This window comes from Mesorhizobium sp. B2-3-15, from assembly GCF_006442875.1.
In the GTDB taxonomy this organism is placed as follows: domain Bacteria; phylum Pseudomonadota; class Alphaproteobacteria; order Rhizobiales; family Rhizobiaceae; genus Mesorhizobium; species Mesorhizobium australicum.
The window spans coordinates 1-24423 of sequence record NZ_VFVO01000008.1 but is presented as its reverse complement, the minus strand read 5'-3'; the positions used below and the strand labels follow the sequence as shown (position 1 = coordinate 24423).

The window sequence follows — 24423 nt, the reverse complement described above, 5'->3', positions numbered from 1 at the left end:
ATGCTTCTTATCCGCTGCCCCTATTGCGAGACCGAACGACCCGAGGTCGAATTCGCCTATGCCGGTGAGGCACATGTTGCCCGCCCGGCCGATCCGTCCGCGCTGACCGATGACGAGTGGAAGAATTTCCTGTTTGTCCGTTCGAATGCGCGCGGCACGCATTTCGAACGCTGGCGTCATGTGCATGGCTGCGGCCGCTTCTTCAATGCCGTGCGCGATACGGTCAGCGATCGGTTCGCCATGACCTACAAGGCCGGGCTGCCGCGCCCGACTGAAACCAAGATTAAGGAAGCGCGTTCATGAACAGCTATCGCGTATCCGGCAAGGGTCGCGTCGATCACAATCGGCCGGTCCGGTTCACCTTCAACGGCGAGACTTTCGAGGGCCGCCAGGGCGACACGCTTGCCTCCGCGTTGTTAGCCAATGGCGTGCATCTCATCGGCCGATCTTTCAAGTATCATCGCCCGCGCGGTTTTCTCTCGGCTGGATCAGAAGAGCCGAACGCGCTGGTTGGGGTCAATCGCGGTGTTGGCCGCGCCGAGCCCAATACACGCGCGACGGTGCTTGAAATCTTCGACGGGCTGAACACGGTCAGCCAGAACCACTGGCCTTCGCTGAAACGCGATGTCGGTGCCATCAACGATCCGCTCTATATGCTGTTTTCCGCGGGCTTCTACTACAAGACCTTCATGTGGCCGAAGTCCTTCTGGAACAAGGTCTACGAACCGTTCATCCGCGGTGCCGCTGGCCTCGGCAAGTCGCCGGCGGTTCCCGATCCCGACACCTATGCCAGCCGCTATGCGCATTGCGACGTGCTGGTGGTCGGCTCAGGTCCTGCTGGTCTTGCGGCAGCTCTAGAAGCGGGAAGGAGCGGCGGCAAGATCATCCTTGTCGACGAGAATGCTGAATTCGGCGGCTCGTTGCTCAGCGAGCCGGATGCTCAGATCAACGGTCTTCCGGCCTGGGATTGGCTAAAACAAACCAACGCGGCGCTCGCTGCGATGAAGAACGTCATATTACTCAACCGCACCACGGCGATCGGATACTACCACCAGAATTTTGTCGGCCTATGCCAGCGCCTGACTGACCACCTTTCCGACCCCCCAGAAGGCGCGCCGCGCGAACGGCTATGGAAGGTGCGCGCAAAGCAGGTCGTATTGGCGCAGGGCTCGATCGAAAAGCCGCTCGTGTTCGACGGTAACGACCGGCCGGGCGTCATGCTGGCCGGCTCGGCGCGGACCTTTCTCAATCGTTACGGCGTCAAGGTTGGCAACCGGCCTGTGGTCGTCACCTCGCACGACTCGGCTTGGCTCGCCGCTTTCGACATGGCGCAGGCCGGCGCAAAGGTTGCGGCGATCGTCGACGTCCGCGCAAAGGTTCCAGACGACTTTGTCAAGCGCGCCAAGGCTTTGGGCATCGAAACCCTGTGTGGCTGGACTGTGACTGGAACCAAAGGGCGTCTTCGCGTCAGCTCTGTTCGGGTCAATCCGGTCGCTGTCGGCGGCCAGGTCGGACCGGCCCGGACGATCGCCTGCGACGCGCTGCTGATGTCGGGCGGCTGGACGCCGAGTGTCCATCTGTTTTCCCACACCAAAGGCAAGCTCGACTGGAATGAGGAGCGGCAGATGTTCCTGCCGGGTGCGCGCACCGAGGACAGCCGCTGCGCCGGCGCCGGCAATGGCAACTTCGGTCTGGAAGAGTCCCTGGTGGAAGGCGCTTCGGCGGGAGCCGCGGCTGCTACGGATGCCGGCTTTGGCGCCATCGCCGGGTCCTACGCGGTGGAAGGCGAGGTGCTTTGCGCTGGTGCTAGCAACCGCGAACTGCCGTCGGACAAGAACGCATCCTTTGCCAAGGCCTTTGTCGACTTCCAGAACGATGTGACCGCCAAGGACATCCGCCTTGCCGTCCGCGAAGGGTTCAAGTCGATCGAGCACATCAAGCGCTACACCACCACCGGCATGGCGACCGACCAGGGCAAGACGTCAAATATGAACGGCCTGTCTATCGCATCGGACGCGGTTAAGCGACCATCGCCGTCGGTCGGGCTAACCACGTTCCGCCCGCCTTACACGCCGACCACCTTTGGCGCCTTCGCCGGCTACAATCGCGGCGACCTGTTCGAGGTGACTCGCAAAACGTCGATCGACAGTTGGGCCGAAGAGAATGGCGCGGCCTACGAGCCGGTGTCGCTCTGGCGGCGCGCCTGGTATTTCCCCAAGCAGGGCGAGGATATGCACCAGGCGGTGGCGCGGGAATGCCGGGCGACGCGCCAGTCGGTCGGCATGTTCGACGCTTCGACGCTCGGCAAGATCGAAGTCGTCGGTCCGGATGCGGCCGAGTTCATGAACCGCATGTATACCAACGCCTGGACCAAGCTGGCGCCGGGACGGCTGCGCTATGGCCTGCTGCTCGGCGAGGACGGCTTCATCCGCGACGACGGCGTCATCGGCCGGCTTTCGACGGACCGCTTCCATGTCACCACCACGACGGGCGGCGCGGCGCGGGTGCTCAACATGATGGAGGACTATCTCCAGACCGAATGGCCCGAGCTGAAGGTGTGGCTGACCTCGACGACAGAGCAGTGGGCAGTTATCGCGCTGAACGGTCCGAACGCCCGCAAGCTGCTTGAGCCGCTGGTCGAAGGCATCGACCTCACCAACGAGGCATTCCCGCATATGTCGGTCGCCGAGGGCAAGATCTGCGGCGTACCGACAAGACTGTTCCGCGTCTCCTTCACCGGGGAACTCGGCTTCGAGGTCAACGTGCCGGCGCGGTACGGCCGGGCCGTCTGGGAAGCGCTTTATGACGCCGGCCGCAAATACGGCCTCACACAGTATGGCACGGAGACCATGCACGTGCTGCGCGCCGAGAAGGGCTACATCATCGTCGGCCAGGACACCGACGGCACGGTGACGCCAGACGATGCGAGCCTTGCCTGGGCCATCGGCAAGACCAAGCCGGACTTCGTCGGCAAGCGCTCGCTGACCCGGCCGGATATGCTCCAGACCGACCGCAAGCAGTTGGTCGGGCTGCTGACGAGCGATCCCAAAACCGTACTGGAGGAGGGGGCTCAGATCGTCCTCGACCCAAGGCAGCGGGTGCCGATGAAAATGGTCGGTCATGTCACCTCGTCCTACTGGAGCGAAACGCTCGGACGCTCCATCGCGCTTGCCATCGTCGAGGGCGGACGGGCGAAGGAAGGTCAGACCATTCACGTTCCGATGCCGGACATCACCCACCAAGCCGAGATCGTCGGCATGGTGTTCGTCGATCCGGAAAACAAGCGCCTCAACGCCTAGGAGAACCATCATGCTGCAAGAACGCCACCCGCTGATGGGTCACCGCATCTCACTGGCCGAGCGATCCTCCCTCGTCATCCACGACGCCGAGGATTCTTCGCGCTTCAATCTCCGCATCGCGCCGGAAAACCTGGGAGCTGCCTCGAAAGCCTTTGGCTGCGCACTGCCGGCGACGATCGGCGCGACCGCGACTTCGGGTGGCAGGCTGGCGCTTTGCCTTGGTCCGGCCGAGTGGCAGCTCTACGCACCTGTCGACGAAAGCCGCGCCATCGAAGCCACCTTCGCCGCGCTCTATGCGAGATGCCCGCACAGCCTGGTCGATGTCGGCCATCGCGAGATCGGCATCGCCGTCGAAGGTGCTGACGCTGTGCTGGCGCTGCGATCGGCCTGCGCTTTCGACTTCGACACCATGCCTTCGGGCACCGGAACGCGCACCATTTTCGACAAGGCGCAGATCATCTTGATCCGCCACGACGAAAACCGGTTCCGCATTGAGGTCTGGCGCTCTTTCGCCGATCACGTCTGGGGACTGCTGCGGGCAGCCAGCCGCGAAATCGCGCTCGGCATCTGAGAACAAAGGACAAGCAAATGACCGTCCACCAAACAGAGTTGAATGCAACGCTCGGTGACGCTGAGATCGCGGCCTCCATCGGCCGCGAGTTGGATCGACAGATGAACCAGATCGAACTGATTGCGTCCGAAAACATCGTCTCGAACGACGTGCTTCTGGCGCAAGGGTCGGTACTGACCAACAAATATGCCGAGGGCTATCCGGGCCGCCGCTATTATGGCGGCTGCGAATTCGTCGACGAGGTCGAGACGATTGCCATCGACCGCGCGAAGAAGCTGTTCGGCGCTGGTTTTGCCAATGTCCAACCGCATTCGGGCGCGCAGGCCAACCAAGCGGTGTTCCTGGCGCTGCTCAACCCGGGCGACCGCATTATGGGCATGTCGTTGGCGCATGGGGGGCATCTCACCCACGGCTCGCCAGTGACAATGTCGGGTAAATGGTTCGACGTCGTCAGCTACGAGGTGCGCCTCTCCGACCAGCAGATTGACTACGATATGCTCAGGCACAAAGCACTGGAAACCAGGCCGAAGCTCATCATCGCCGGCGCATCGGCCTATCCACGCGCCATCGACTTTGCGGCTTTCCGCAGAATCTCCGACGAGGTCAGCGCCTATCTTATGGTCGACATGGCGCACTATGCCGGATTGGTCGCTGCCGGCCTTTATCCAGACCCGCTGCCGCATGCCCATGTGGTCACCACCACGACGCACAAGACGCTGCGTGGCCCGCGCGGCGGCATGATCCTGACCAATGACGAGACGCTGGCGAAGAAGTTCAATTCGGCAGTGTTTCCGGGCAATCAGGGCGGCCCGCTGATGCACATCATCGCCGCCAAGGCGGTGGCCTTCGGCGAAGCCTTGCGACCCGACTTCAAGGCCTATGCCGGACAGGTGGTCGCCAATGCTCGGGCGCTGTGTGAGATGCTGATTTCGGGCGGCCTCGACATTGTTTCGGGCGGCACGGACTGCCACATGGTGCTGGTCGACTTGAGGCCGAAGGGCGTCAAGGGCCGCGATGCCGAGCAGGCATTGGAGCGTGCCGGACTGACCTGCAACAAGAACTCGATCCCCTTCGATCCGGAAAAGCCGGCTGTCACCTCCGGCGTGCGGCTCGGCACCTCGGCCGGCACGACACGCGGCTTCGGCGATAAGGAATTCCGGCGGATCGGTGCATTGATCCTGTCGGTGATCGATGCACTCGCCGAGGCTGGGCCGGAGGGCAACCGCGCAGTCGAAGAAAAGGTTCTGGCCGAAGTCCGCGACCTCTGCCGCCGTTTTCCTATTTACCAGTAGCGCCAGTTCGATGGCCAAATCTTTCGCGAATGTGCCGTGTCCACCCGGCGCGCCTAATTTCGCCAGCCTGATGGGCCGGAGCAGTCAGATGTTTCTCAGTGTATTCGACACGTTCAAGATCGGCATTGGTCCGTCGTCCTCGCACACGATGGGCCCGATGACCGCAGCGGTCCGCTTCCTGCAATCGCTGAAGAAGCATGCATCAACGGCTGGCGAAACTTCCAAGCCGGCCAGCTTGCGCGTTACGCTCTATGGCTCATTGGCCTTCACCGGCAAGGGCCATGGGACGGATCGTGCCGTGGCGACCGGACTGCTTGGTTACACGCCAGCCGATCTCGACCCGGATGAGGCGGAACCGCGGCTCATGGATTTGCAAGGCACCAAGACGCTGCGGCCTGTCGATCTGCCGCCACTTGCCTTCGATCCGAGCACTGACATCGTGTTCGACTACGGGCCTGCGTTGCCCGGCCATGCCAACGGGCTTCATTTCGAAGCGTTCGACGCCGATACCAGACTATACTTCGCTGAAACCTTCTACTCGATAGGCGGCGGCTTCGTCGTCACGGCGGCAGAGCGGGGGGCACCTCAGGCGACACCGGCCGGCGAGGTTGCGCGCTGGCCTTATCCGTTCGACACAGCGGCGTCGATGCTGCGCATGGCCAGGGACACTGGCCTTTCGATCGCGGCGATGAAGCGGGCCAACGAGCTCGTGGTGCGCCAGCCGCGCGACCTCAATGAGGGCGTGGCGCGGATCTGGGCGACGATGAGCAACTGCATCGACCGAGGGCTTGCGCTTGACGGCGAACTGCCGGGCGGCCTTCGCGTCAAACGGCGTGCCAAGAAAATCCTTCAGCAACTTGAGCAGGAACGCGGCTCGAACCGCGCTCAACCGCATGTCGCTTCCGATTGGCTCAGCGTCTATGCCATGGCGGTGAACGAGGAGAACGCGGCCGGCGGCAAAGTGGTCACCGCGCCGACCAATGGCGCGGCCGGGGTCGTGCCAGCGGTGCTGCGCTACTATCTTGGCCACTGCGTCGGTGCCGACCCGGCCCGCGTTTCGGAGTTCCTGTTGACCGCAGCCGCGATCGGCGGCCTTATCAAGCACAACGCCTCGATCTCGGGCGCGGAAGCCGGTTGCCAGGGCGAGGTAGGCTCGGCCGCAGCGATGGCCGCCGCAGGACTCTGCGCGGTTCTCGGCGGCACACCGGAGCAGGTGGAGAACGCAGCCGAAATCGCGCTTGAACACCATCTCGGCATGACTTGCGATCCGGTCGCTGGGCTGGTCCAGGTGCCATGCATCGAGCGCAACGGTATCGGGGCGACCAAGGCAGTCGCGGCCGCTTCTCTGGCGCTGCGCGGCGACGGTTCGCATTTCATGCCGCTCGACAATTGCATTGAGGCGATGCGGCAGACCGGCGTAGAAATGAGCATGAAATTCAAGGAAACCAGCCTTGGCGGGCTCGCTGTCAATCTACCCGAGTGTTGAGCGGGACGTGAGACGGTTGACGAACTTAGGTATTGTGCTTCTTCAGCCGCGAGCTGGCAGGTTCTTGGCAACCTCAACGAAATGTCGAACGAACTTGGCCCGGTTGGTGCGCTTCCAGACGAGGACCGTCCGAATACGGAAAATTTCGGACAAGCATGGCACGGGTGAGCCTGCTGGAGGCAATCTGAATTTGCCCGTCAAAATCGCGCTACTCTAGAGCGTTTCATCTTTTGAGAGAATCGTAGGATTCCCAAAGAAGCGGGTTTGTGATTCAAGATGCTGGCTGGACGGAGGCCAGCATCTGATGACGCGAGCCCTTTCGAACGATCTTCGTGAGCGTGTTGTTGAGGCAGTTGGCGCAGGCGAGAGCTGCCGTGCGGTGGCGTCGCGCTTTGGGATTGCAGTTTCCTCGGCGGTGAAGTGGTCGCAGCGTTACCGTGCCACCGGCTCGGTGGCACCAGGCAAGATGGGCGGGCATCGCAAGCGGTTGCTGGAGCCGCATCGAGCCTTCATCGTGGAGCGGATCAACCAGACCTCTGATCTGACGCTGCATCGGCTGAAGGACGAGTTGGCCGCACGCGGGGTGACGGTCTCGCATAACGCGGTCTGGATGTTCCTGAGGCGCGAGGGCCTGAGCTTCAAAAAAAACGCTGTTTGCTCTTGAGCAGGCCCGGGCCGACGTTGCCCGTCGCCGCCAACGCTGGAGGTCGTGGCAAGGTCGCCTCGATCCGGCGCGTCTGGTCTTCATCGACGAGACGTGGATCAAGACCAACATGGCCCCGCTTCGCGGCTGGGGCCCAAGGGGACAGCGCTTACGTGGCTTCGCTCCACATGGCCATTGGCGAACCCTGACCTTCCTCGGCGCTTTGCGCTGCGACGCACTCACCGCGCCATGCGTCTTCGACGGCCCCATCAACGGGGAATGCTTCCACGCCTATGTCCGCCAGCAACTGCTCCCAACCCTGCGGCCCGGCGACATCGTGATCATGGACAATTTGGGCAGCCACAAATCCGCAGCCATCCGTCAGGCCATCAGGACCGCTGGCGCAAGGCTCTGGTTCCTGCCGCCATACTCGCCCGATCTCAACCCGATCGAGCAGACCTTCGCCAAGATCAAGCACTGGATGCGCCACGCTCAGAAGCGAACCATCGAAGACACATGGCGCCATCTCGGCACCCTCGTCGGCACCATCAAGCCTGACGAATGCGCGAACTACTTCAACAACGCTGGATACGCTTCCGTCAAAACATGAAAGACTCTAGCTCGATCCATGCCGGCGCATGATCGCTCGGCTTCTCCCACCCTCGCGTCTCAACATCCACCCCGGCGTCGCGAAGCTTTGGCGATAACGAGGGACCGATCAGCAGGTGATCCATTCGCAGGCCAGAACTCTTGTCGTAGCCGCCGCCATAAGAGTGATTCCAATACGTATAGACCCCCTTTTCCGGATGGATGAGCCTGACCGCATCGATCCAGCCGTCCTCGATCATCGCGGCATAGGCTTGGCGACTCTCGGGAAAGTAAACCGCATCGCCGATCCATCGTCGCGGCACCACGGCATCAATCGGAGTTGGAACGACATTGTAGTCGCCGCACAGCACGGTCGGCGCTCCCGCTTTGAGCAGATCCTGGCCGTAGCTAATCAGGCGGTCGAACCAGCGCAGCTTGTAGTCGAACTTGGGACCAGGCGCCGGATTCCCATTCGGCAGGTAGAGACAGCCGACAATGAGCCCGTTCACGTCGGCTTCGATGTAGCGGCTGTGGGTGTCGTCAGGGTCGCCGGGAAGCCCGCGCCGGCGCTCGATGGGGTCTGTTCCGCGAGACAGGATAGCGACGCCGTTGTAGGATTTCTGGCCATGCCAGATCGCGCCGTATCCCATCTCGCGGATCGCCTCAACCGGGAACTTCTCGTCGGATGTCTTCAGTTCTTGAAGACAGACGACGTCATAGCGCGTGGCCTTTAGCCACGAGATGAGGACCGGCAGGCGACCATTGACGCCGTTTACGTTGAATGTGGCAACGCGCAGCATTTACCCCGATGCCGTGGTTCAGTTCTTGCCCAGCTTATCCTCGACCTTCTTGCGGCTGTTGCCGACCGATTTGACCGCCGACTTGACCTGGGCCTTGCTCGCTCGGGTCTTGCCCGCCTCGTATTTCACCTCATGGTCCTGCCCGCCAGCGACCTTTGCGCGGTCCTGGTTGCGCCCGCGAGTTGTTTGAGAGGTGGCCATTTCTTCCTCCATAGTTCCGTTCCAGTCTGCATTAACGCGGCCGGACTCTTCCGGTTCAATTCATGGGCGCGCAGTGTGGAACTGAATCACAGGGCAGAGTATTGAATCGGACTATGTATTCGAGTTCCACATGTCGGCCGTAAAGGCCGCCCCAAGCAAAAAGCGCACGCGGCGCAGGGACTCAGAATCTAACCCGAAATACCCCCTGCCTCAGTTTCGTCCGTTCCAACTCTGCACGCTGACCGACGACATACCGGTTGGCGCCGATTGGCTCTTTGAGATGAAGTTCGATGGCTACCGCGCCCAAGTCGCCATGTCGGGAGCGGACGTCGTCGTCTACACCCGCAACGGCCACGACTGGACCCGCCAGTTCAAGGTTATCCTGCCGCCGCTTCAGGCACTGACCAGGGGCTCGGCGCTAATCGACGGCGAGATTGTGGCCATCGATAGCCAGGGCCGCACGAACTTCTCAATGCTAAAAACCGGCATTGCCGCGGGCATGCCCCTCAAATTCTACGCCTTCGACCTGCTGGAATTGAATGGCGAGGACCTCTCCACTCTGCCCCTGCTCGAGCGCAAGGAACGGCTTGCGGAACTTTTGGGCGAGAGGGACCCGGACGACAGCCTGCAGTTTTCCAGCCATATAGCCGACAATGGCAGGAAGGTCTTCGATACGATGTGCGCCGGCGGCCATGAGGGCATTATCGCCAAGCGCGCGGACGGTCGCTATGTCGGAGACCGCACCGCGAGCTGGCTGAAGATCAAGTGCACGAAACGACAGGAGTTCGTGGTCGGAGGCTACCGGCCAAGCGACACCGGCCGCGGTATGGCCTCGCTGATCCTTGGCACCTACGAGAACGGCAAGCTGATTTACCGCGGTCGCGTCGGCACCGGGTTCACCGAAGCGATGCGCAGGTCCATTCTCACGCAGTTGGAGAAGCGGCTTCTGGACAAGCCTGCGTTCGTATCCGTGCCGCGCGACATCGCGCGTCGTGCCAGGTGGGTGAAGCCCGAACTCGTCGCCGAGGTCACATATTCCGAGGTGACGCCCGACGGGAGCCTGCGCCATCCGAGCTTCGAAGGCATGCGCGAAGACAAGCAAGCCGACCAGGTGGTGATGGAAATGCCGAAGACAGTCGTGACCACCGCGACGGCCGATCTCGATCCCGCTATGGGCAAGGAGATCGCCCGTGCGGTTGGCGTGACCCTGACACATCCCAATAAGCTTATGTATCCAGGCACAGAGGTGACGAAGGCGACGCTCGCCGCATACTACGCCGCCGTCGCCGAGAAGATGTTGCCGCATATCCAGGATCGGCCGCTATCGCTGGTGCGCGACACCGACGGCGACCTGCGGCAGACCTTTTTCCAGAAGCACAAGCTGCCTGGCATGGCCAAGGCGATCCATGACGGCCAAGTGGAGAAGATGTCAGGCAAGGAAAGCCGCATCCTCTGGGTCGACGACTTGGCGGGGTTGATCGCCGGTGTCCAAATGAACGTGCTCGAATTCCACGTCTGGGGCAGCCTGCGCCAGCAGCCTGACCTGCCGCACCGCATGATTTTCGACATCGATCCCGACGAGGGCCTGGGCTTCGGCGACGTCAAGCAGGCGGCGCTAGACATTCGCGGCGTACTCGAAGCGCTTGGTTTGCAATCCTGGCCGCTGCTGTCCGGCGGCAAGGGCGTGCATGTCGTCGTTCCGCTCGTTCCCGAAGCGGACTGGGAGGAGGTTAAAAGCTTCTGCCAAGACTTCGCGGAACTGCTGGCCCGCACAGACCCTTCGCGGTTCGTCGCCAACATGAGCAAGGCCAAGCGCAAGGGCCGCATGTTTCTGGACTATCTGCGCAATGGACAAGGCTCCACGGCCATCTGCCCATGGTCGACCCGTGCGCGGGCCGGTGCCTCCTGCGCTGTCCCCGTAACCTGGGAAGAGTTGCCGAAGCTCACACGCGCCAATGCCTTTGACGTTTTTGCCGCTGCGGCGCGGGCTCAAGAGCCCGATGCCTGGCATGGGTATTTCGAGGTCGAGCAAACGCTTACGGACCGTATGCGCAGAGCAGTTCAGTAGTCGACCAGCTCGGTCTGAACCGCATCAAAACAGTCCTAGCTGATCTACGACCGCGACGCTGTCCATACCTTCCAATGATGACAGCGTCACACCCAGCAAGCGGATACCCTTCCCGATCGGAAACAGGTCGGCGAGCAATGGTCTGTGCCACCTCAAGCATTTCATCGGCGCCCAGCACGAGCCTTGGAAGGGTACGGCTGCGTGTTACTTGCTGGAAATCGGTGAATTTCACCTTCGGCGTCACCGTCCTGCCGGAAAGTTGCTTGGCTTCGCAATTGCGCTACCGTACGCCCGACTTGAAATTGCGCGTCAGTGCATTGGCAGGATGTTCTGGTTGAGGCGGAACAGGGTGTCCGGATCGTATCTGTGCTTGATCTTGGCGAGCCTCGCGTAGGCCTCGGCTCCCAAGGCGTCGCGCACGAGGTCCGCTCCTTCGCCATGGCCGGGGAAGTTCAGATAGAGGCGGCCGGTCGCGTAGCGCTGCATGTCCTGCAAGAAGCTGCGAACCCAGCCGATGTTCGCATGGTCCTCGTCAGCGCCTAGCCAGATGGCGTCGAGGCTGAGCATGAAGGGCATGGAACGGTCGCCGAAGGCAGTTGCATCGGCTGCAACGCGCTGGACGAAACCGCCGAACTTCCAGATCGACGCGAAGGTCATTTCGGAGGGCCGCTTCACCATCCGCGCGGTGATCCCCTCGATGACTTCGTCGCCGAGGTGCGAGAGGTAGGTGGATTTCCAGTAGCAGCGGTCGCGGCCTTTCGGGAACAGCCCGTCATAGAGCGACTGGATGGTGCGATACGGCATGCGGCCGCTGAAATCGACGAGTGGTTCCCCCAAGCTGCGCAACGGCGCCACGAGCCGCTCGCCCTCGTCGGCCCGTCCGTCATAGACATGCGCGAGCGCCAGGACGCGCCGGCCCCTTGCATGCTCGGGAATCGAGGGATCGTCGGGCAGGGTGGAGAACTCGGCCAGGCCGCTCAGGCGGTCGGGTGCGGTCTGCATGAAGTCGCGCCAGAGTGGAATGATCTCGTTGGCGCGCTCTTCTGGATAGGCCGGACCGCATAACATCAGCTCCGGCTCGATCGGATGCAGCTTGAACTCGAAGCTCGTCACCACGCCGAAATTGCCGCCGCAAGGCCATAGGAGGCCGAGCAGCGGATCGACATTTTTGTCGTCTGGCCCGTCGAACGAAATAGGGTGCTTCAGTGTCGCGATGACGGCTGCAGGCTCCGATATGCCATCGAGCACTGCGTGCAGAACCGCAACACCGTCACCCGTTGCCGTCGCCGTCAACCCAAGGCGCTCGCGCCGCAGGAGCACGTTCAGGATCGCTCCTTCGCTAGGTCCCGTTCTGGCGGCGAGCTTCGCCGCGACCGTCTTGAGGGCAGAACGCTTCTCTCCTGACAGCACGCCTAGCACGAAACCGTCCTCTCCGAGGAGTTCGCTAAGTTTCATGATTGCCTCGGCATCATGTCGCGTCCGCGTAGGTGGCGATGCGGGGCGGGGTGATCGAGCAGCGCCGCCGGCACGACGACGGAATCGATGCACCACGGGCAACGGGACGCCGCCCGAGGCAACGGACGGCTACAGGAAAGGCAAACGCGTCTCGACCGGGATTTTCTCATGTCACGCTCCATCGATGCGGCGCGCAGGCGCCGCGGAATGAACCGCATTGTCGAAAGGGTCCCGGAAGCAGGCGCCTACATGCGGGAATACAGGGTGGGGTGCCTGCTCCGGGAAAGGACTCGGCCTTTCCCGGCAAGCCTCGATATCCTGATGAACGTTTCAATGCGCATGGTGGCGTCTACCTAACCTAGCCTGGCTCTCGGGACGGCGCGTCATCGCTGCAGTTCGTTCAGATCACCAGGAAAGCGATGATCATCATGCTGAGGAGGCCAACGCCCACGATTGTCTTGGTCGTCATATCCATTTCGGTCTCCATCACTGGTATCGGGCGGCCCCAAGGAGCCTGGCGGCATGAGCCGAGATCCGGGATTCCTGTGTTGAGGTCTCGATGTTCGAAGGGACGAGACCTGCGACGACGTGAGGGATCTCATTCCGCGAGATGCCGATGTCTTCCAGCTGCCTGTCTTCGAGGCGATGAAGCACTGCGGCCGCTGGCTGCGGTGCCAACGTTCCATCGCGCGGGAGACGAAAACCGCTAATGCCGCGCGGAAACCGGATCGCGGGCCTGAACTGGGACGGGTACCTGACTGTTTGAATTCGGACATGATTGCCGCTCCATTCACGATGTTGACTGAGCCGCGCGCGCAAGATTGCGCTGGCAGCGTGCATGACGTCTGGTGCGTTCCCGTTGGGAAGCGCGCCATCGCGTTGTGCATGATTGTCATGTTGGAATCCCCGAGGCGGCGAACGCGTGCGTTCGAGCCGCTCGGGGCTAAGAGCGGGTCAGGGATGGCGCTATAAAAGCGAACCAGTTGTTCTTCTGAATGACGTTTAACATACAATAGATTTAACAACTCCAGAAGGATGTTTCAAGCTGCAAATCTTAAGTGCGGCCTTGCGTCACTGCTTGGTGCGCGCCCATTATGTTTGACTTTATTCTAATCTTGGCCATGATGCACACCATGAATAGAATTCCATCTTACGGACTTTGCTTCCGGCGGCGGCCCAAAACAGGCCTCTAGCCCTGGTCCGCGGCGAGCGCCCAGGACCAGGGCTGCCCGTTCTATAGTTCGAAGCATTCCATCCAGGCGTCTGGCGCGCTCGCATGCGGCCGGCTCGATGGGCATTGGAAGAAGGAAGACCGAAAATGGCCACCAGAAAAGGCAATCGCGAAGGCCGCAAGCCGAAGCAGCCCAAGGAGAAGCAGGTTCAAGCTCCGTCGACAGTGTCGGCGATCGCCAAGCCCGGACTTGGAGCGAAGCGGCGCTGACACCCGCATTCTGCGCGACGGCGTCCCTCATGAGGCGCTGTCGCTGCTTCCATCCTGCGATAGGGCCAACGGCGAGTATCGTGCGCGAAGGTACGGTCGCGTCCATCTCCGCACAGTCGCGATAGACGCCCGCGCAAGCAACATCAGCGTGACCGGAGTGGTGACGGTGATGCTGGTCAATTCCCAGAACACGACCAGGACGATGAGGTTGCCTAACAGGATGACGCCTGCATCAAGCCCGTGAATGCCAGGAAGAACCGTAGAATCGCGGCACCGGATCTTCGGGCGAAATGTAGTAGCGGGTGTATATGACGATGAGGAAACCGATGGCGCTTACCAGAAAGGCGAAGATCCAGGCGAACCCATCCGTCCAGAGGGTGAAGTCGACCCCCAGCGATGGCATCCTTGCAGTCCTGTGATGGACGGTGCCGCCATCGCTGACTGATGGGCAGAGCGACAGCGTCAACGCGAGACATGCGAAGGTCGTCGCCCCGGCAAACTATGTGGCCGAAGCGCTCGAATCTGACGGAAGGAGCAACGCCGCGAGCCCTGCCAGAAAGGGCAGGGCTAGGATCAGAAGTAGCTGATAGTTCTCCATTTCGCCCCTTGAAACAGATCAATTGCGGCACTCTACGTGATCCGCCTGTCGCCGCCGACGACCGAGCTCGACTACAGCCGACCGAACACCTGTTCATTGTCTGCCCTCGTTTAGCGCGGCGCTGCCGTCACGCAGCCGAAGGGCCGGGATCGTCGAAACCGTCGGGGGAGACTGGGACGAGCGGCGCTCGGTCGTAGAACGCACCGCGTATCAATTTCAGGGAAGGTTTGCCGGATGCTTGTCCCAGTGAGTGTCTCTCCAGAGCTTCCTTTTCACGCCGCGCGGACTCCGGCTGGTAGTGGACCTTCTCGAGCAGGATCCGCTCCTCCACGCCGTCGCTGTTCGAAAAGATGAAGTGCTCACCCTCAGCGAGGCCGAGAAGCGCCAGCCCGCGCAAGGTGGTGACGGGCAGGAACATGCCGATCGGAGACGTCATCCGGTCGTGCGAGATGATCCTAGTATCGGGATCGCGACCGTCCACGCTGAACGTGACGCGGCTGCTCATGGTGGCGACATCGTCCGGAACGTCATCGCGGAACATGACGATAGCGGATTCGATCTTCCTTTTGAGGATCGGAGCGAGCAGATCGTCCTGGCCGAGGCAACGGTCGCGCATGACTTCGACAATCGTGAAGTCCTTTGTGGTTAGAATGCAGGTTTCTTTTGACATCGTAGTTCTCCATTGCTCCGCCTGGGAGCGGTGAGTCGGGTCGAGGTGGAGAACCCCTGGCCGCATGTGTGCGGCACAGGGGGCTACGATCCTGCGATGAGGCATCCTCCGTAAAGCGAGAGGCGGCTGAGGGGCATTGACATGGTCATGCCGTCCGGTGCTCAGGCTGCGGCCGCGCAGGCCGTGCGACATCGTTCTGTTCGACGTGCTCGACGGTCAGCCTGTGGACGCGGTCATCGCGCGACGTCCAATCGATCGACTGTGAGGCGGACAGGCCGATCAACGCCGCGCCGATAGGCGTCAGGACGGACACCTTGCCCCTTGCGATGTCAGCCTCTCCAGGGAATACCAGCGTGACGGTCCGGTCCTCGCCCGCGTCGGTAGTGAACCGTAGCGTCGAGCCCATGCGTACAACATCGGCCGCGATGCGCCTGTCTTCCACGACGCGAGCGCGGTCGAGTTCGGTAAGCAACTGCTCGGGCATATCCGGATCCCGCGCCGCGCGGGATTCGGCAAGGCGCGACAGGCTGGAATGGTCGGAGCGGGTCATGGTGATGGCAGGCTTGCGCCTGCCCGTAGTGGTGGTCATTTTCAAAACTCTTCCAAATTGATCAAAACGCGGGCGCGACAAGGGCGCCAACGGCTGAAGGACTGTCTGTGTGGATTGGTTTGTCGCCGGTCCTACAGTGCCGCGTATCGCAGCGCGAGTAGGCATATGCCCCGCGGCCGGGCGCGACGCGACCGAGCCGGGGGTTAGGTGCCCGCGATGGGGAACGCCCGTTCAAGCGGGTGGATGCAGCGATCAGTCGACATGCTACAGAACGTGGGACGCCCCAGACGCAAAGTCAAGCCGGGCGAAATATTGCTCCAGCCCCGACGGGGGAGGATGCCCGACGCTGCCGCCGCGGCTGCCTTGACAAGCATGCCGATAGCTCCCACCTCTGGGGGATGACCAGTGTCTTCCCCCTCAGCGGAATTCTCTTCAGGGTGTGCCCCATCGCGGGCAACTAGCCCCCGGTCGGGACGCGTTGCGCCCGGCTGTGGGCCAAAATGCTGGTGGCGGTCGATCGACGCCGCGCGGCAATCTCCTTTTCAAACACGATGATCATGACCGTCTACACGCCTTGGGCGCGGGGCGGTCATCCCACGACGTAGCCGGAAACGGACCCGTCCCGACAAGTGGCTCAAACACTGATCGCGCCGACGCGCGACAAACCGGACGCGTTTCCGCGTCCGGCGATCTCCCCGCGCATTACAGCGCGCCGAACAGGCGCAGAATTGAAGATTGGACAGTCTCATGAACAACAACGAATGGCCGGTTCACGGCAGGATTACGGGACCCCTCGTCATGATCGGTTTCGGCTCGATCGGCAAAGGCATGCTGCATCTGCTGGAGCGCCATTTCGAGTTCGACCGCTCTCGCTTCGTCGTCATCGATCCGAACGACGCGGACCGCGCGCTCCTCGACGCGAATGGCGTTCGCTTCGTCCATGCGGCGGTCACCCGAGACGGCTACCGTGACCTCCTGACACCGCTCCTCACCGACGGCGGTGGCCAGGGTTTTTGCGTCAACGTGTCGGTCGACGTCTCGTCGCGCGCCGTCATGGAGCTCTGCCGCGAAGTCGGGGCGCTCTACATCGATACCGTCGCCGAGCCCTGGGCAGGCTTCTACCTTGATGAGAACGCCGGGCCCGGGGCACGCACCAACTACGCCCTGCGCGAGATCATCCTCGATGCGCAGGCAAAAAACCCCGGTGGCCCGACAGCCGTGAACTGCTGCGGCGCCAATCCGGGTCTGGTCTCATGGCTCGTCAAACAGGCCCTGCTGAACCTTGCCACGGACATGGTCATCGAAGCTCCGGAGCCGAAGACGCGGGAGGAATGGGCCGCGCTGATGCAGCATGTCGGCGTCAAGGGCATCCATATCGCCGAGCGCGACACCCAGCGTTCGCTGTCGCCGAAACCGATCGGGACATTCGTCAACACCTGGTCCGTCGAAGGATTCGTGGCCGAAGGGCTGCAGCCGGCCGAACTGGGTTGGGGCACGCATGAAACCTGGATGCCGAAGAACGGCCGCAGGCATGGGAAGGGATCGCAGTCCGCGATCTACCTTCTGCAGCCCGGCGCCGACACGCGCGTTCGATCCTGGACCCCGACCGCCGGAGCCCAGCACGCTTTCCTCGTCACCCACAACGAGGCGATCACTTTGTCGGACTATTTCACCGTGCGCGACGAGCACGGAGCGGCTGCCTATCGCCCAACATGCCACTACGCCTATCATCCATGTGACGACGCCGTACTGTCGTTGCATGAAATGTTCGGCAAGGCTGGTACGCCGCAGGAGACCTTCCACATCCTCGGCGAGGACGAGATCGCCGATGGCGTCGACGAATTGGGCGTGCTGCTCTACGGCCACGGCAAGAATGCCTATTGGTATGGCTCGACGCTTTCCATTGAAGAGGCGCGTGTGCTCGTCCCTCACCACAATGCGACGGGCCTCCAGGTGACGTCCGCGATCCTCGCCGGAATGGTGTGGGCACTTGAAAACCCGTCGGCAGGCATCGTCGAAGTCGAGGAGCTCGACTTCCGCCGCTGCCTGGAAATCCAGACGCCCTATCTCGGGAAGGTCTCCGGGACCTACACCGACTGGACGCCGCTCGACGGTCGGCCCGGGTTGTTTCCGGAAAACATCGACGCATCGGATCCGTGGCAGTTCCGCAACGTGCTCGTCGGCTGACGGTTGGTTGCCGATGATCGGCTACGGCGGCAAGGGTTCTACTCGCCGTAGCCTATAGGCCGTCGTCGCCACTGCTGCCTGATCGAGATAGAATAGCCTCGCTCGACACTTTTTTGTGTCGTTGGAGGAAGCAATGGACCGTCTCGAATGCGACCGGATGTTCATCGCGGTGATGGAAACCGGGGGGTTCGCCAGCGCTGCGACACGGCTGAAGACCAGTTCCGGACAGGCATCAAAACTCGTTTCGAGGCTGGAGGCGGACCTCGGCGTAAGGCTCCTGAACCGGACGACCCGCTCGGTTTCGCCGACCGAAGCCGGGCAGGCCTACTACGAGCGGCTACGCCCTCTGATCGACGATCTCGAGACCCTCGACCTCGACATCCGCAACATCTCCCAGTCACCGCGCGGGCGGCTTCGCCTCACGGCTCCACTCACCTTCGGCACCACCGAACTCGCCCCTGCGCTCAATGAGTTCGCGAGCAGGCATCCCGACATCGAGCTCGACGTCAGCTTCACCGATCGGGTGGTGAACCTGGTGGACGAGGGCTTTGACATGGCAGTGCGTGTCGGGCGCCCCGGTGACTCGAGCCTGACCATCCGCAGGCTGTGCGCCGTCCGCATCGTCGTCGTCGCAACTCCGGCCTATGTCGAGGACCACAACCCAGTCGGAAGACCCGAAGACTTGACACGCCACGCCTGCATCATCGACACCAACTTCCGCGAACCCGAGAAATGGCCCTTCAGGCATTCCTCCGGAAAGGCCTACACGGTGGGCGTGACGGGACGCATCCGGTACTCCAACACGGAAGCCTGTCTGCAGGCAGCGGAAGAGGGCCTAGGCATTGCCTGCCTTCCAGGTTTCGTCGCCGGGGGAGCCATCCGGTCCGGCCGGGTGGTCCGCCTCTTGCAGGATTTCGAGAGCGAACCTTACGACGTTCACGTTCTCTATCCTCACAACCGACATCTCGCAGCCAAGGTGCGACTGCTCGTCGACGCCTTGGTCGAGCGCTACCGAGGTGTTCCGGCATGGGAGGCGGGCTGGTGACATTGCTTCCGTTCCGGATGCAATCATCTTCCTATGAGCCGGATTATCATACGACGTGATCTTCCCCATCTTCAGGTGACCGCGCCAGGAAGGCGCTTCGCAAGGAGAACGAACATGGACATCTCGATCATCGGAGCCGGCCACATGGGCAAGGGCCTTGCCGCCCTCTTCGCTAAGGGCGGACATCGCGTCACACTCGCCGCTCGTGATGTTGCCAAGGCCGAAGCTGCCGCCCGCGACATCGGCAGCGGAGTAGCCGCAGTGGCAGTTGTTGATGCCGCCGATGCCGACATCGTCGTCCTCGCCGTTCCGTACGACGGTGCGGCCGAGGCGATCGATGCCGCAGGCGGGCTGCCCGGCAAGGTTGTGGTCGACATCACCAACCCGATGAAGGCCGACTACTCCGGCCTCAGCATCGGCCACACGACAAGCGCCGCCGAAGAAATCCAGAAGCATGCGCCCCAGGCGCGGGTGGTGAAGGCGTTCAACACGATCTTCGCGCAGGTGCTCCAGAACGGCGGGAAGGCCGGTGGCCGTGCCGCCACTACCTTCGTGGCCTCCGACGATGCCGACGCCCGGGCCTTGGTTATCGAACTGGCACGCAGCGCCGGGTTCGAAGCAACCGACACGGGTAGCCTCGCCACCGCTCGTTTCCTGGAGCCTGTCGCGGCGCTGAACATCACGCTCGGCTACGGCCTCGGCCACGGAACCGACATAGCCCCCACCTGGCAGCGCGCTGCCTGATTGTCTCAAACACAAGGAACATGACCATGACCTACGCAACGGTTCAAAAGTCCACCCGGCCGACCTTCATCGAGGGCGTGAGCAATGCCGATCTCGCCGCGACTATCCTGCGGGCCTCGATGGGCGTCCTCTTTCTCGCCCACGTCTGGCTGAAGCTGGTGATCTTCACCCCGGGTGGCACCGTCGGATTCTTCGAAAGCCTCGGCTTCCCAGGTTTCCTCGCTTACATTGTCATCGCGGCGGAACTTGCCGGCGGCATCGCCCTGATCGTTGGCGTCGCCACCCGTTGGGTGTCACTTGCGCTGGTGCCAGTACTGCTCGGCTCGATCTACGCTCCCCATGGCGCTGCCGGCTTCTTCTTCTCGAATGAAGGCGGCGGTTGGGAATTTCCCGCATTCTGGACGGTCGGCCTTATTGTCCAGGCGTTGCTTGGAGATGGCGCGTTCTCACTGAATCGTGCCAAGGCTTGATCCCGCCTCAATGGCCGCGGCATGAGCCGCGGCCCCTCTCGCTGGAGCACCATCATGACCGACACATCTGACTTCTTCGACATGAACGCCGCGCCCATGCGCATCGGCACCGTCACCCTCAAGGTGCGCGACCTGGATACGGTTTCGAGCTTCTACCAGCGCGTTCTCGGCCTGATCCCCGCTGCCGAAAGCAAGGGAAGCGTCACGCTGGGCGCAAACGGAACGTCGATGGTCACCTTGCACGGCGACCCCACACTCAGCCCTGGCGATCCGAGACAGGCAGGGCTGTTTCACACGGCCTTCCTCCTGCCCTCCCGTGCGGACCTCGGCCGCTGGCTGTCCTTTGTGACAGCCGCGGAAATACGGATCCAGGGTGCTTCAGACCATATCGTGAGTGAAGCCCTTTACCTCAGCGATCCGGAAGGGAACGGAATCGAGGTCTACGCGGATCGTCCCGTTTCAAGATGGCGCGATCAGGACGGCAACATCCAGATGGCGACGGAACGCCTCGACGTCGAGGACCTCCTGAAGGCAGCGGGGGAAACGGAATGGGCGGGCTTCCCGGAAGGCGGCAGCATCGGACACGTCCATCTCCAGGTCGGGGACACGGCTGTGGCGGACCGCTTCTATCGCGATGTCCTCGGGTTCGACGTGGCCGTCGATTATCCCGGCGCAACCTTCTATGGCAGCGGCGGCTACCATCATCAGCTCGCGGGCAACGTCTGGAACAGTCGCGGGGTGGCGGGCCGTCCATCCGGAACGGCCGGGCTAGAGGAGGTGGAAATCATTGCACGGGACGCCGATGTGTTGGCAAGCCTAGTCGCCCGGGCGGAAGGAATGGCAATCGCCCACACGAACGAGAGGAGTGCGGTGAGATTCTCTGACCCTTGGGGCACCGCAATTAAAATCCGGAAGTGAAATGCGGCCACGCGTTGGATCTAAAGGATAGCTCTTGATCGGCTGCCGCCGCACAGCGGCGGCTAAGGATCGCGAGCCGGGCGGGTTGCCGGCTTCGCGCCTTTCCTTCGGTCAAAACGGAATTCCGAGCGTCGAGCATAGGACGTACAACGGCGGGACTTCGCTCTGCTTATTGGCAAAATGAGCGAGGCGGAAATCCCTGAGCTGCGGTTCCTCATAAATGTAAGTGACCACGAACGGGCTGTTGTCAGGGTACCTGGGATAGTCTGGAAGTCGGACTTCACACTGACCCATCCACATACCGTCATCTTGCCGGACCGGGAACGACCGCGCGAACGGGTGAGAACAGTGCGTCCGGGGTCTTGAACTTGATCCGATGTTTTTCGACATCCGTGAGGTCGTGCGGCGTGCTGGAATCGGGTTCGTCTTTCGGCGCGGTGACACATCCCGTCAACAAGAAAAGCAATCCCACCGAAATCGGCATAGCTAAGCGCATTCCGTCCTTCTCCACCGAGCGGTATCCGGAATAGCCGAGCCAGGCACCTAACAGGCCCAGCAGCGCCACGACCACGGACAGGTGAAGCCCCGCCGGCGTGACCGCCCAGGTGGGCAGGAAGGCGCACGGCATCGCCCGGGGGGCATGCAACTGGTGCACGAGAAGCGACGCATCTTCGGCAGCCTGACCGTCGAGGAGAACATTATCCTGGCCGGATTGACTGTATGACCGGTGGCCGCTGGAACGTATTTATATGATGTTCACCCGGCTGGAACGACGCACCAGCGGTGGTACGGATTTGTCAGGTGCGAACAACAGATGCTGGCTATAGCGCGTGCATTGGTGCGCAACCCAAAGATCCTCCTGGTTATGAACCCCAGTGGAGTTGTGGATGCTAAGCGCCTCATGCCGGTCGTCGCCCCTTCTCAAGAGCAGACATCTTCGGGACTATGCTGAAGCAATGGACTCGATGGTCCGCCCCCTCTCATCTTTCCGCATATCCGCGACGTCGAAACTCCGGGAAGGATTGCGTTGGAGCGGCGCTGATCAGGCTGGTTGCGCCTCTTCGGTGTGGCGTGCATTCCAATGGCGCAGCAGGACCGGGACGAAAAGCGCCATGCCGAGTAGCGAGGAATAGAGTTCGGGTGCCACCAGAAGCAGGGCGGCGAACACAAGCAGCACGTTTTCCCACGGGCGTGTGCGCACCAGAAGATAGCGCGACAGGGCGGCGCCCAGGCAGGTGATGCCCAGCACGCAGCCGAAAAAGGCGAGGAAGAAGTTCGGCCAGGTGAAATCCTTCGTCACCAGCAGCAGAGATGGTGAGAAGACGAACACGAAAGGAACCAGTGCCTTGCCCATCCCGAGCCGGAAGGCGGTGTTACCGGTCTTGAACGGGTCCGCCCCCGCCATGCCAGCGGCGGCATACGCCGCCAGCGCCACCGGTGGCGTGATGTCCGCCAGCAGTCCGTAGTAGAACACGAAGAAGTGGGCGACGATCGGCTCGGTGCCGAGCATGACAAGCGCCGGTGCCGCGATCGTCACCATAATGATGTAGTTCGCGGTCGTCGGGATGCCGCAGCCCATCAGGATGCAGACCACGCCGGTCATGATCAAGGTGAACAGCAGGGTCAGGCCTTGGGCCGAGAAGATCGCCTCGGGGATGAAGGTGCCGAACAGAATGGAAAGGTGTCCAGCCGTCGATGTGACGATGTAGGACAGCTTGAAGCCCACTCCGGTCAGGGTGACGACGCCCACGACGATGCCGACGGTTGCGGCGGCGGCTCCGACTGCGAGCGCATATTTGGCGCCGTCGCGCAGGCACGTCACGATGTCGGCGACCGACATGCGCCGGCGCGGATTGAGCAGGCCGACGAGAATACACAAGGTGATGCCCCAGAAGGCGGCCATGTAGGGCGTGTAGCCCGAGAGCAGCACGCCGATGAGGACGACGAGCGGGATGATCGTCGGCCAGTCCCGCTTCAGTGCCTCGACGACATCGGGCATCTCGTCTGGCCTGAGCCCCCTGAGGCCGGTTCGCTTGGCCTCGAAATGCACCTGCATGAACACGCCGAAGAAGTGCATGAAGGCGGGCACGATGGCGGCAAGGATGATGGTCGTGTAGGGCAGTTCGAGAAATTCGATCATAAGGAAGGCCGCTGCGCCCATGATCGGCGGCGTCACCTGACCGCCGGTCGACGACGCCGCTTCCACCGCTGCGGCGAAATGTTTCTTGTAGCCGAGCTTGATCATCGCCGGGATCGTCAGCGAGCCGACGGTGACGGTGTTGGCGACCGACGAGCCGGAAATCATGCCGAACAGCGCCGAGCCGAAGATCGACACCTTGGCGGGACCACCGGCGTAGCGGCCGGCGACCCACGCCGCGCAGTCGAGGAAGAGCTGGCCGAGGCCAATGCGGGTGGCGAAGACGCCGAACAGCACGAAGTGGAAGACGTAGGTGGCGACGACGCCGAGCGCGATGCCGTAGATGCCCTGCGTCGTCAGATAAAGGTGATCGATGAGCTGGGAGACGGACGCGCCGGGGTGCACCAGAATGCTCGGCATGTACCGCCCCAACAGCGCGTAGGCCATGAACACGACGGCGATGATGGGCAGCGGGATACCGACGGAGCGGCGCGTTGCCTCCAGCAGAAGCAGGATGAGGATAAGGCCGAACACCACGTCGAGCGCCGTGGGATTGCCGACGCGGAAGGCAAGGTCGTCGAGCGGGATCATAGGCACGTGCATGACGACGACGACCGCAGCGATCGCCAGCAGCCAGTCGAAAAGGGGTATGCCGAGCGGCCGCAGCAGGCTGGACTGCGCGGGCTGGTCGTAACTTTTCTTCACCAGCGGGAAGACGAGGAAGATCAGCGCCAGCACCATCGACAGGTGGATGCCCCGGTGCAGCATTTCCTGCAGCAGGCCGAAGCCGGCGGTGTAGTAGTGAAACAGTGACAGCGCCACCAGGAGGAAGCCGACCAGCCAGCCCGCGACACGGGTCAGTGGCCGGAAGCGGATCTCGGAATCGAATTTCTCCTCCAGTTCGCGAGCCTTCTCCTCGTCGAACTCCATTGCGGAAAGCTTGATCTTGTCGTCGTCGCTCATAGCCGGTTCCGCATCCTGAATCCCCAGACAAACGAGGCGGAAAGCATGCCTTCCGCCTCGTTGTTGTCAGCCGGTCCAAGTGGCTCCTATTTTAGGGTGCCGACTTCCTTGTAGAATTTCTCCGCGCCGGGATGAAACGGAATGCCGGCGCTGGTGACCGCGTTCTGGAGCGTGATCAGCTTGCCCTTAGCATGACCAGCCTGCAGCGCCTTTTGGGTTTCGTCGCTGTAAAGCGATTTGACGATCTTGTAGACGAGGTCGTCGGTCTGCTTGGCGCTGGTCACCCATTGCGCGGCG

Annotated in this window: 23 protein-coding genes and 1 pseudogene; 14 read left to right on the top strand and 10 right to left on the bottom strand. The window is 62.2% G+C overall.

The features are described from left to right. From FJ954_RS17285 to FJ954_RS17255, 6 genes are all read left to right on the top strand, one after another. Entirely contained in the window at positions 1 to 303 is a 303-nt protein-coding gene (locus tag FJ954_RS17285; RefSeq protein ID WP_140662106.1) for a sarcosine oxidase subunit delta, read from the top strand. Further along, positions 300 to 3299, top strand: a complete 3000-nt coding sequence (locus FJ954_RS17280) for a sarcosine oxidase subunit alpha (RefSeq protein ID WP_140662105.1) — start codon at positions 300 to 302, stop codon at positions 3297 to 3299. Before FJ954_RS17285 ends, FJ954_RS17280 begins: the two co-directional genes overlap by 4 nt. A gap of 10 nt (positions 3300 to 3309) precedes the next feature. Continuing rightward, entirely contained in the window at positions 3310 to 3870 is a 561-nt protein-coding gene (locus tag FJ954_RS17275) for a sarcosine oxidase subunit gamma family protein (RefSeq protein WP_140662104.1), read from the top strand. Between the two features lie 17 nt (positions 3871 to 3887). Next, positions 3888 to 5162, top strand: a complete 1275-nt coding sequence (glyA, locus tag FJ954_RS17270; protein ID WP_140662103.1) for a serine hydroxymethyltransferase — start codon at positions 3888 to 3890, stop codon at positions 5160 to 5162. Between the two features lie 88 nt (positions 5163 to 5250). Beyond that, positions 5251 to 6648 (top strand): L-serine ammonia-lyase, encoded by a 1398-nt coding sequence (locus FJ954_RS17265; RefSeq protein ID WP_140662102.1) that lies wholly within the window; start codon positions 5251 to 5253, stop codon positions 6646 to 6648. A gap of 304 nt (positions 6649 to 6952) precedes the next feature. Beyond that, positions 6953 to 7901, top strand: a protein-coding gene (locus tag FJ954_RS17255) for an IS630 family transposase (RefSeq protein WP_140662101.1) whose coding sequence is annotated in 2 segments (ribosomal slippage) — positions 6953 to 7288 and positions 7290 to 7901 — 948 coding nt in all. Because the reading frame shifts where the segments join, the coding sequence is not laid out codon by codon here. On the opposite strand, the gene xth is transcribed toward FJ954_RS17255, so the two are convergent. Together xth and FJ954_RS17245 are read right to left on the bottom strand one after the other, a co-directional pair. Next, complete coding sequence (xth, locus tag FJ954_RS17250) at positions 7891 to 8679, bottom strand: exodeoxyribonuclease III (protein ID WP_140662100.1); 789 nt, start codon at positions 8677 to 8679, stop codon at positions 7891 to 7893. The genes FJ954_RS17255 and xth overlap by 11 nt on opposite strands. An 18-nt stretch (positions 8680 to 8697) precedes the next feature. Then, positions 8698 to 8880, bottom strand: coding sequence for a DUF3606 domain-containing protein (locus FJ954_RS17245; protein WP_140662408.1), 183 nt, complete (start codon positions 8878 to 8880; stop codon positions 8698 to 8700). Between the two features lie 130 nt (positions 8881 to 9010). Between FJ954_RS17245 and ligD the strand changes: the two genes are divergently transcribed. Further along, the gene (ligD, locus tag FJ954_RS17240) at positions 9011 to 10948 is read left to right on the top strand and encodes a DNA ligase D (RefSeq protein WP_140662099.1); all 1938 of its coding nucleotides are present in this window, start codon (positions 9011 to 9013) and stop codon (positions 10946 to 10948) included. Here ligD and FJ954_RS32030 read toward each other — a convergent pair. Both FJ954_RS32030 and FJ954_RS17230 read right to left on the bottom strand, forming a co-directional pair. Then, positions 10917 to 11180, bottom strand: a complete 264-nt coding sequence (locus tag FJ954_RS32030) for a hypothetical protein (protein ID WP_246681083.1) — start codon at positions 11178 to 11180, stop codon at positions 10917 to 10919. The two genes, ligD and FJ954_RS32030, sit on opposite strands and share 32 nt — an antisense overlap. Positions 11181 to 11257: 77 nt before the next feature. Continuing rightward, entirely contained in the window at positions 11258 to 12403 is a 1146-nt protein-coding gene (locus FJ954_RS17230) for a PTS sugar transporter subunit IIA (RefSeq protein ID WP_140662098.1), read from the bottom strand. 1318 nt (positions 12404 to 13721) lie between these two features. Here FJ954_RS17230 and FJ954_RS32260 point away from each other — a divergent pair. Next, positions 13722 to 13844, top strand: coding sequence for a hypothetical protein (locus FJ954_RS32260; RefSeq protein WP_281407727.1), 123 nt, complete (start codon positions 13722 to 13724; stop codon positions 13842 to 13844). A gap of 232 nt (positions 13845 to 14076) precedes the next feature. On the opposite strand, the gene FJ954_RS17220 is transcribed toward FJ954_RS32260, so the two are convergent. The 3 genes from FJ954_RS17220 to rnk form a co-directional block, all read right to left on the bottom strand. Then, complete coding sequence (locus tag FJ954_RS17220; RefSeq protein WP_140662096.1) at positions 14077 to 14247, bottom strand: hypothetical protein; 171 nt, start codon at positions 14245 to 14247, stop codon at positions 14077 to 14079. 322 nt (positions 14248 to 14569) lie between these two features. Further along, positions 14570 to 15112: a nucleoside-diphosphate kinase gene (locus FJ954_RS17215; protein ID WP_140662095.1), complete on the bottom strand. Its 543-nt coding sequence runs from the start codon at positions 15110 to 15112 to the stop codon at positions 14570 to 14572. A 145-nt stretch (positions 15113 to 15257) separates the two neighbouring features. After that, a complete protein-coding gene (gene rnk / locus FJ954_RS17210; RefSeq protein WP_140662094.1) occupies positions 15258 to 15701 on the bottom strand; it encodes a nucleoside diphosphate kinase regulator in 444 nt (147 codons plus the stop codon). 708 nt (positions 15702 to 16409) lie between these two features. Here rnk and FJ954_RS17205 point away from each other — a divergent pair. The 5 genes from FJ954_RS17205 (at position 16410) to FJ954_RS17185 (ending at position 21026) form a co-directional block, all read left to right on the top strand. Further along, positions 16410 to 17849, top strand: coding sequence for a saccharopine dehydrogenase C-terminal domain-containing protein (locus tag FJ954_RS17205; RefSeq protein WP_140662093.1), 1440 nt, complete (start codon positions 16410 to 16412; stop codon positions 17847 to 17849). Between the two features lie 133 nt (positions 17850 to 17982). Next, complete coding sequence (locus FJ954_RS17200; RefSeq protein ID WP_140662092.1) at positions 17983 to 18894, top strand: LysR family transcriptional regulator; 912 nt, start codon at positions 17983 to 17985, stop codon at positions 18892 to 18894. 114 nt (positions 18895 to 19008) lie between these two features. After that, positions 19009 to 19638 (top strand): NAD(P)-binding domain-containing protein, encoded by a 630-nt coding sequence (locus tag FJ954_RS17195; protein ID WP_140662091.1) that lies wholly within the window; start codon positions 19009 to 19011, stop codon positions 19636 to 19638. Between the two features lie 20 nt (positions 19639 to 19658). Then, positions 19659 to 20108 carry a DoxX family protein gene (locus FJ954_RS17190; protein ID WP_281407726.1) on the top strand — a complete coding sequence of 150 codons (450 nt, stop codon included), beginning with the start codon at positions 19659 to 19661 and terminating at the stop codon, positions 20106 to 20108. A gap of 54 nt (positions 20109 to 20162) precedes the next feature. Continuing rightward, positions 20163 to 21026, top strand: a complete 864-nt coding sequence (locus tag FJ954_RS17185; RefSeq protein WP_140662090.1) for a VOC family protein — start codon at positions 20163 to 20165, stop codon at positions 21024 to 21026. Between the two features lie 304 nt (positions 21027 to 21330). On the opposite strand, the gene FJ954_RS17180 is transcribed toward FJ954_RS17185, so the two are convergent. Beyond that, entirely contained in the window at positions 21331 to 21681 is a 351-nt protein-coding gene (locus tag FJ954_RS17180) for a hypothetical protein (protein ID WP_181177839.1), read from the bottom strand. On the opposite strand from FJ954_RS17180, the pseudogene FJ954_RS32375 reads away from it, so the two are divergent. Then, positions 21664 to 21891: pseudogene (locus tag FJ954_RS32375) on the top strand (ATP-binding cassette domain-containing protein); the annotation flags it as partial. The gene FJ954_RS17180 and the pseudogene FJ954_RS32375 overlap by 18 nt on opposite strands. A gap of 177 nt (positions 21892 to 22068) precedes the next feature. Here FJ954_RS32375 and FJ954_RS17170 read toward each other — a convergent pair. Together FJ954_RS17170 and FJ954_RS17165 are read right to left on the bottom strand one after the other, a co-directional pair. Continuing rightward, positions 22069 to 24126, bottom strand: a complete 2058-nt coding sequence (locus FJ954_RS17170) for a TRAP transporter permease (RefSeq protein WP_140662088.1) — start codon at positions 24124 to 24126, stop codon at positions 22069 to 22071. 86 nt (positions 24127 to 24212) lie between these two features. Next, the coding region (locus tag FJ954_RS17165; protein WP_246681082.1) for a TAXI family TRAP transporter solute-binding subunit at positions 24213 to 24423 on the bottom strand (211 nt) is incomplete at its 5' end.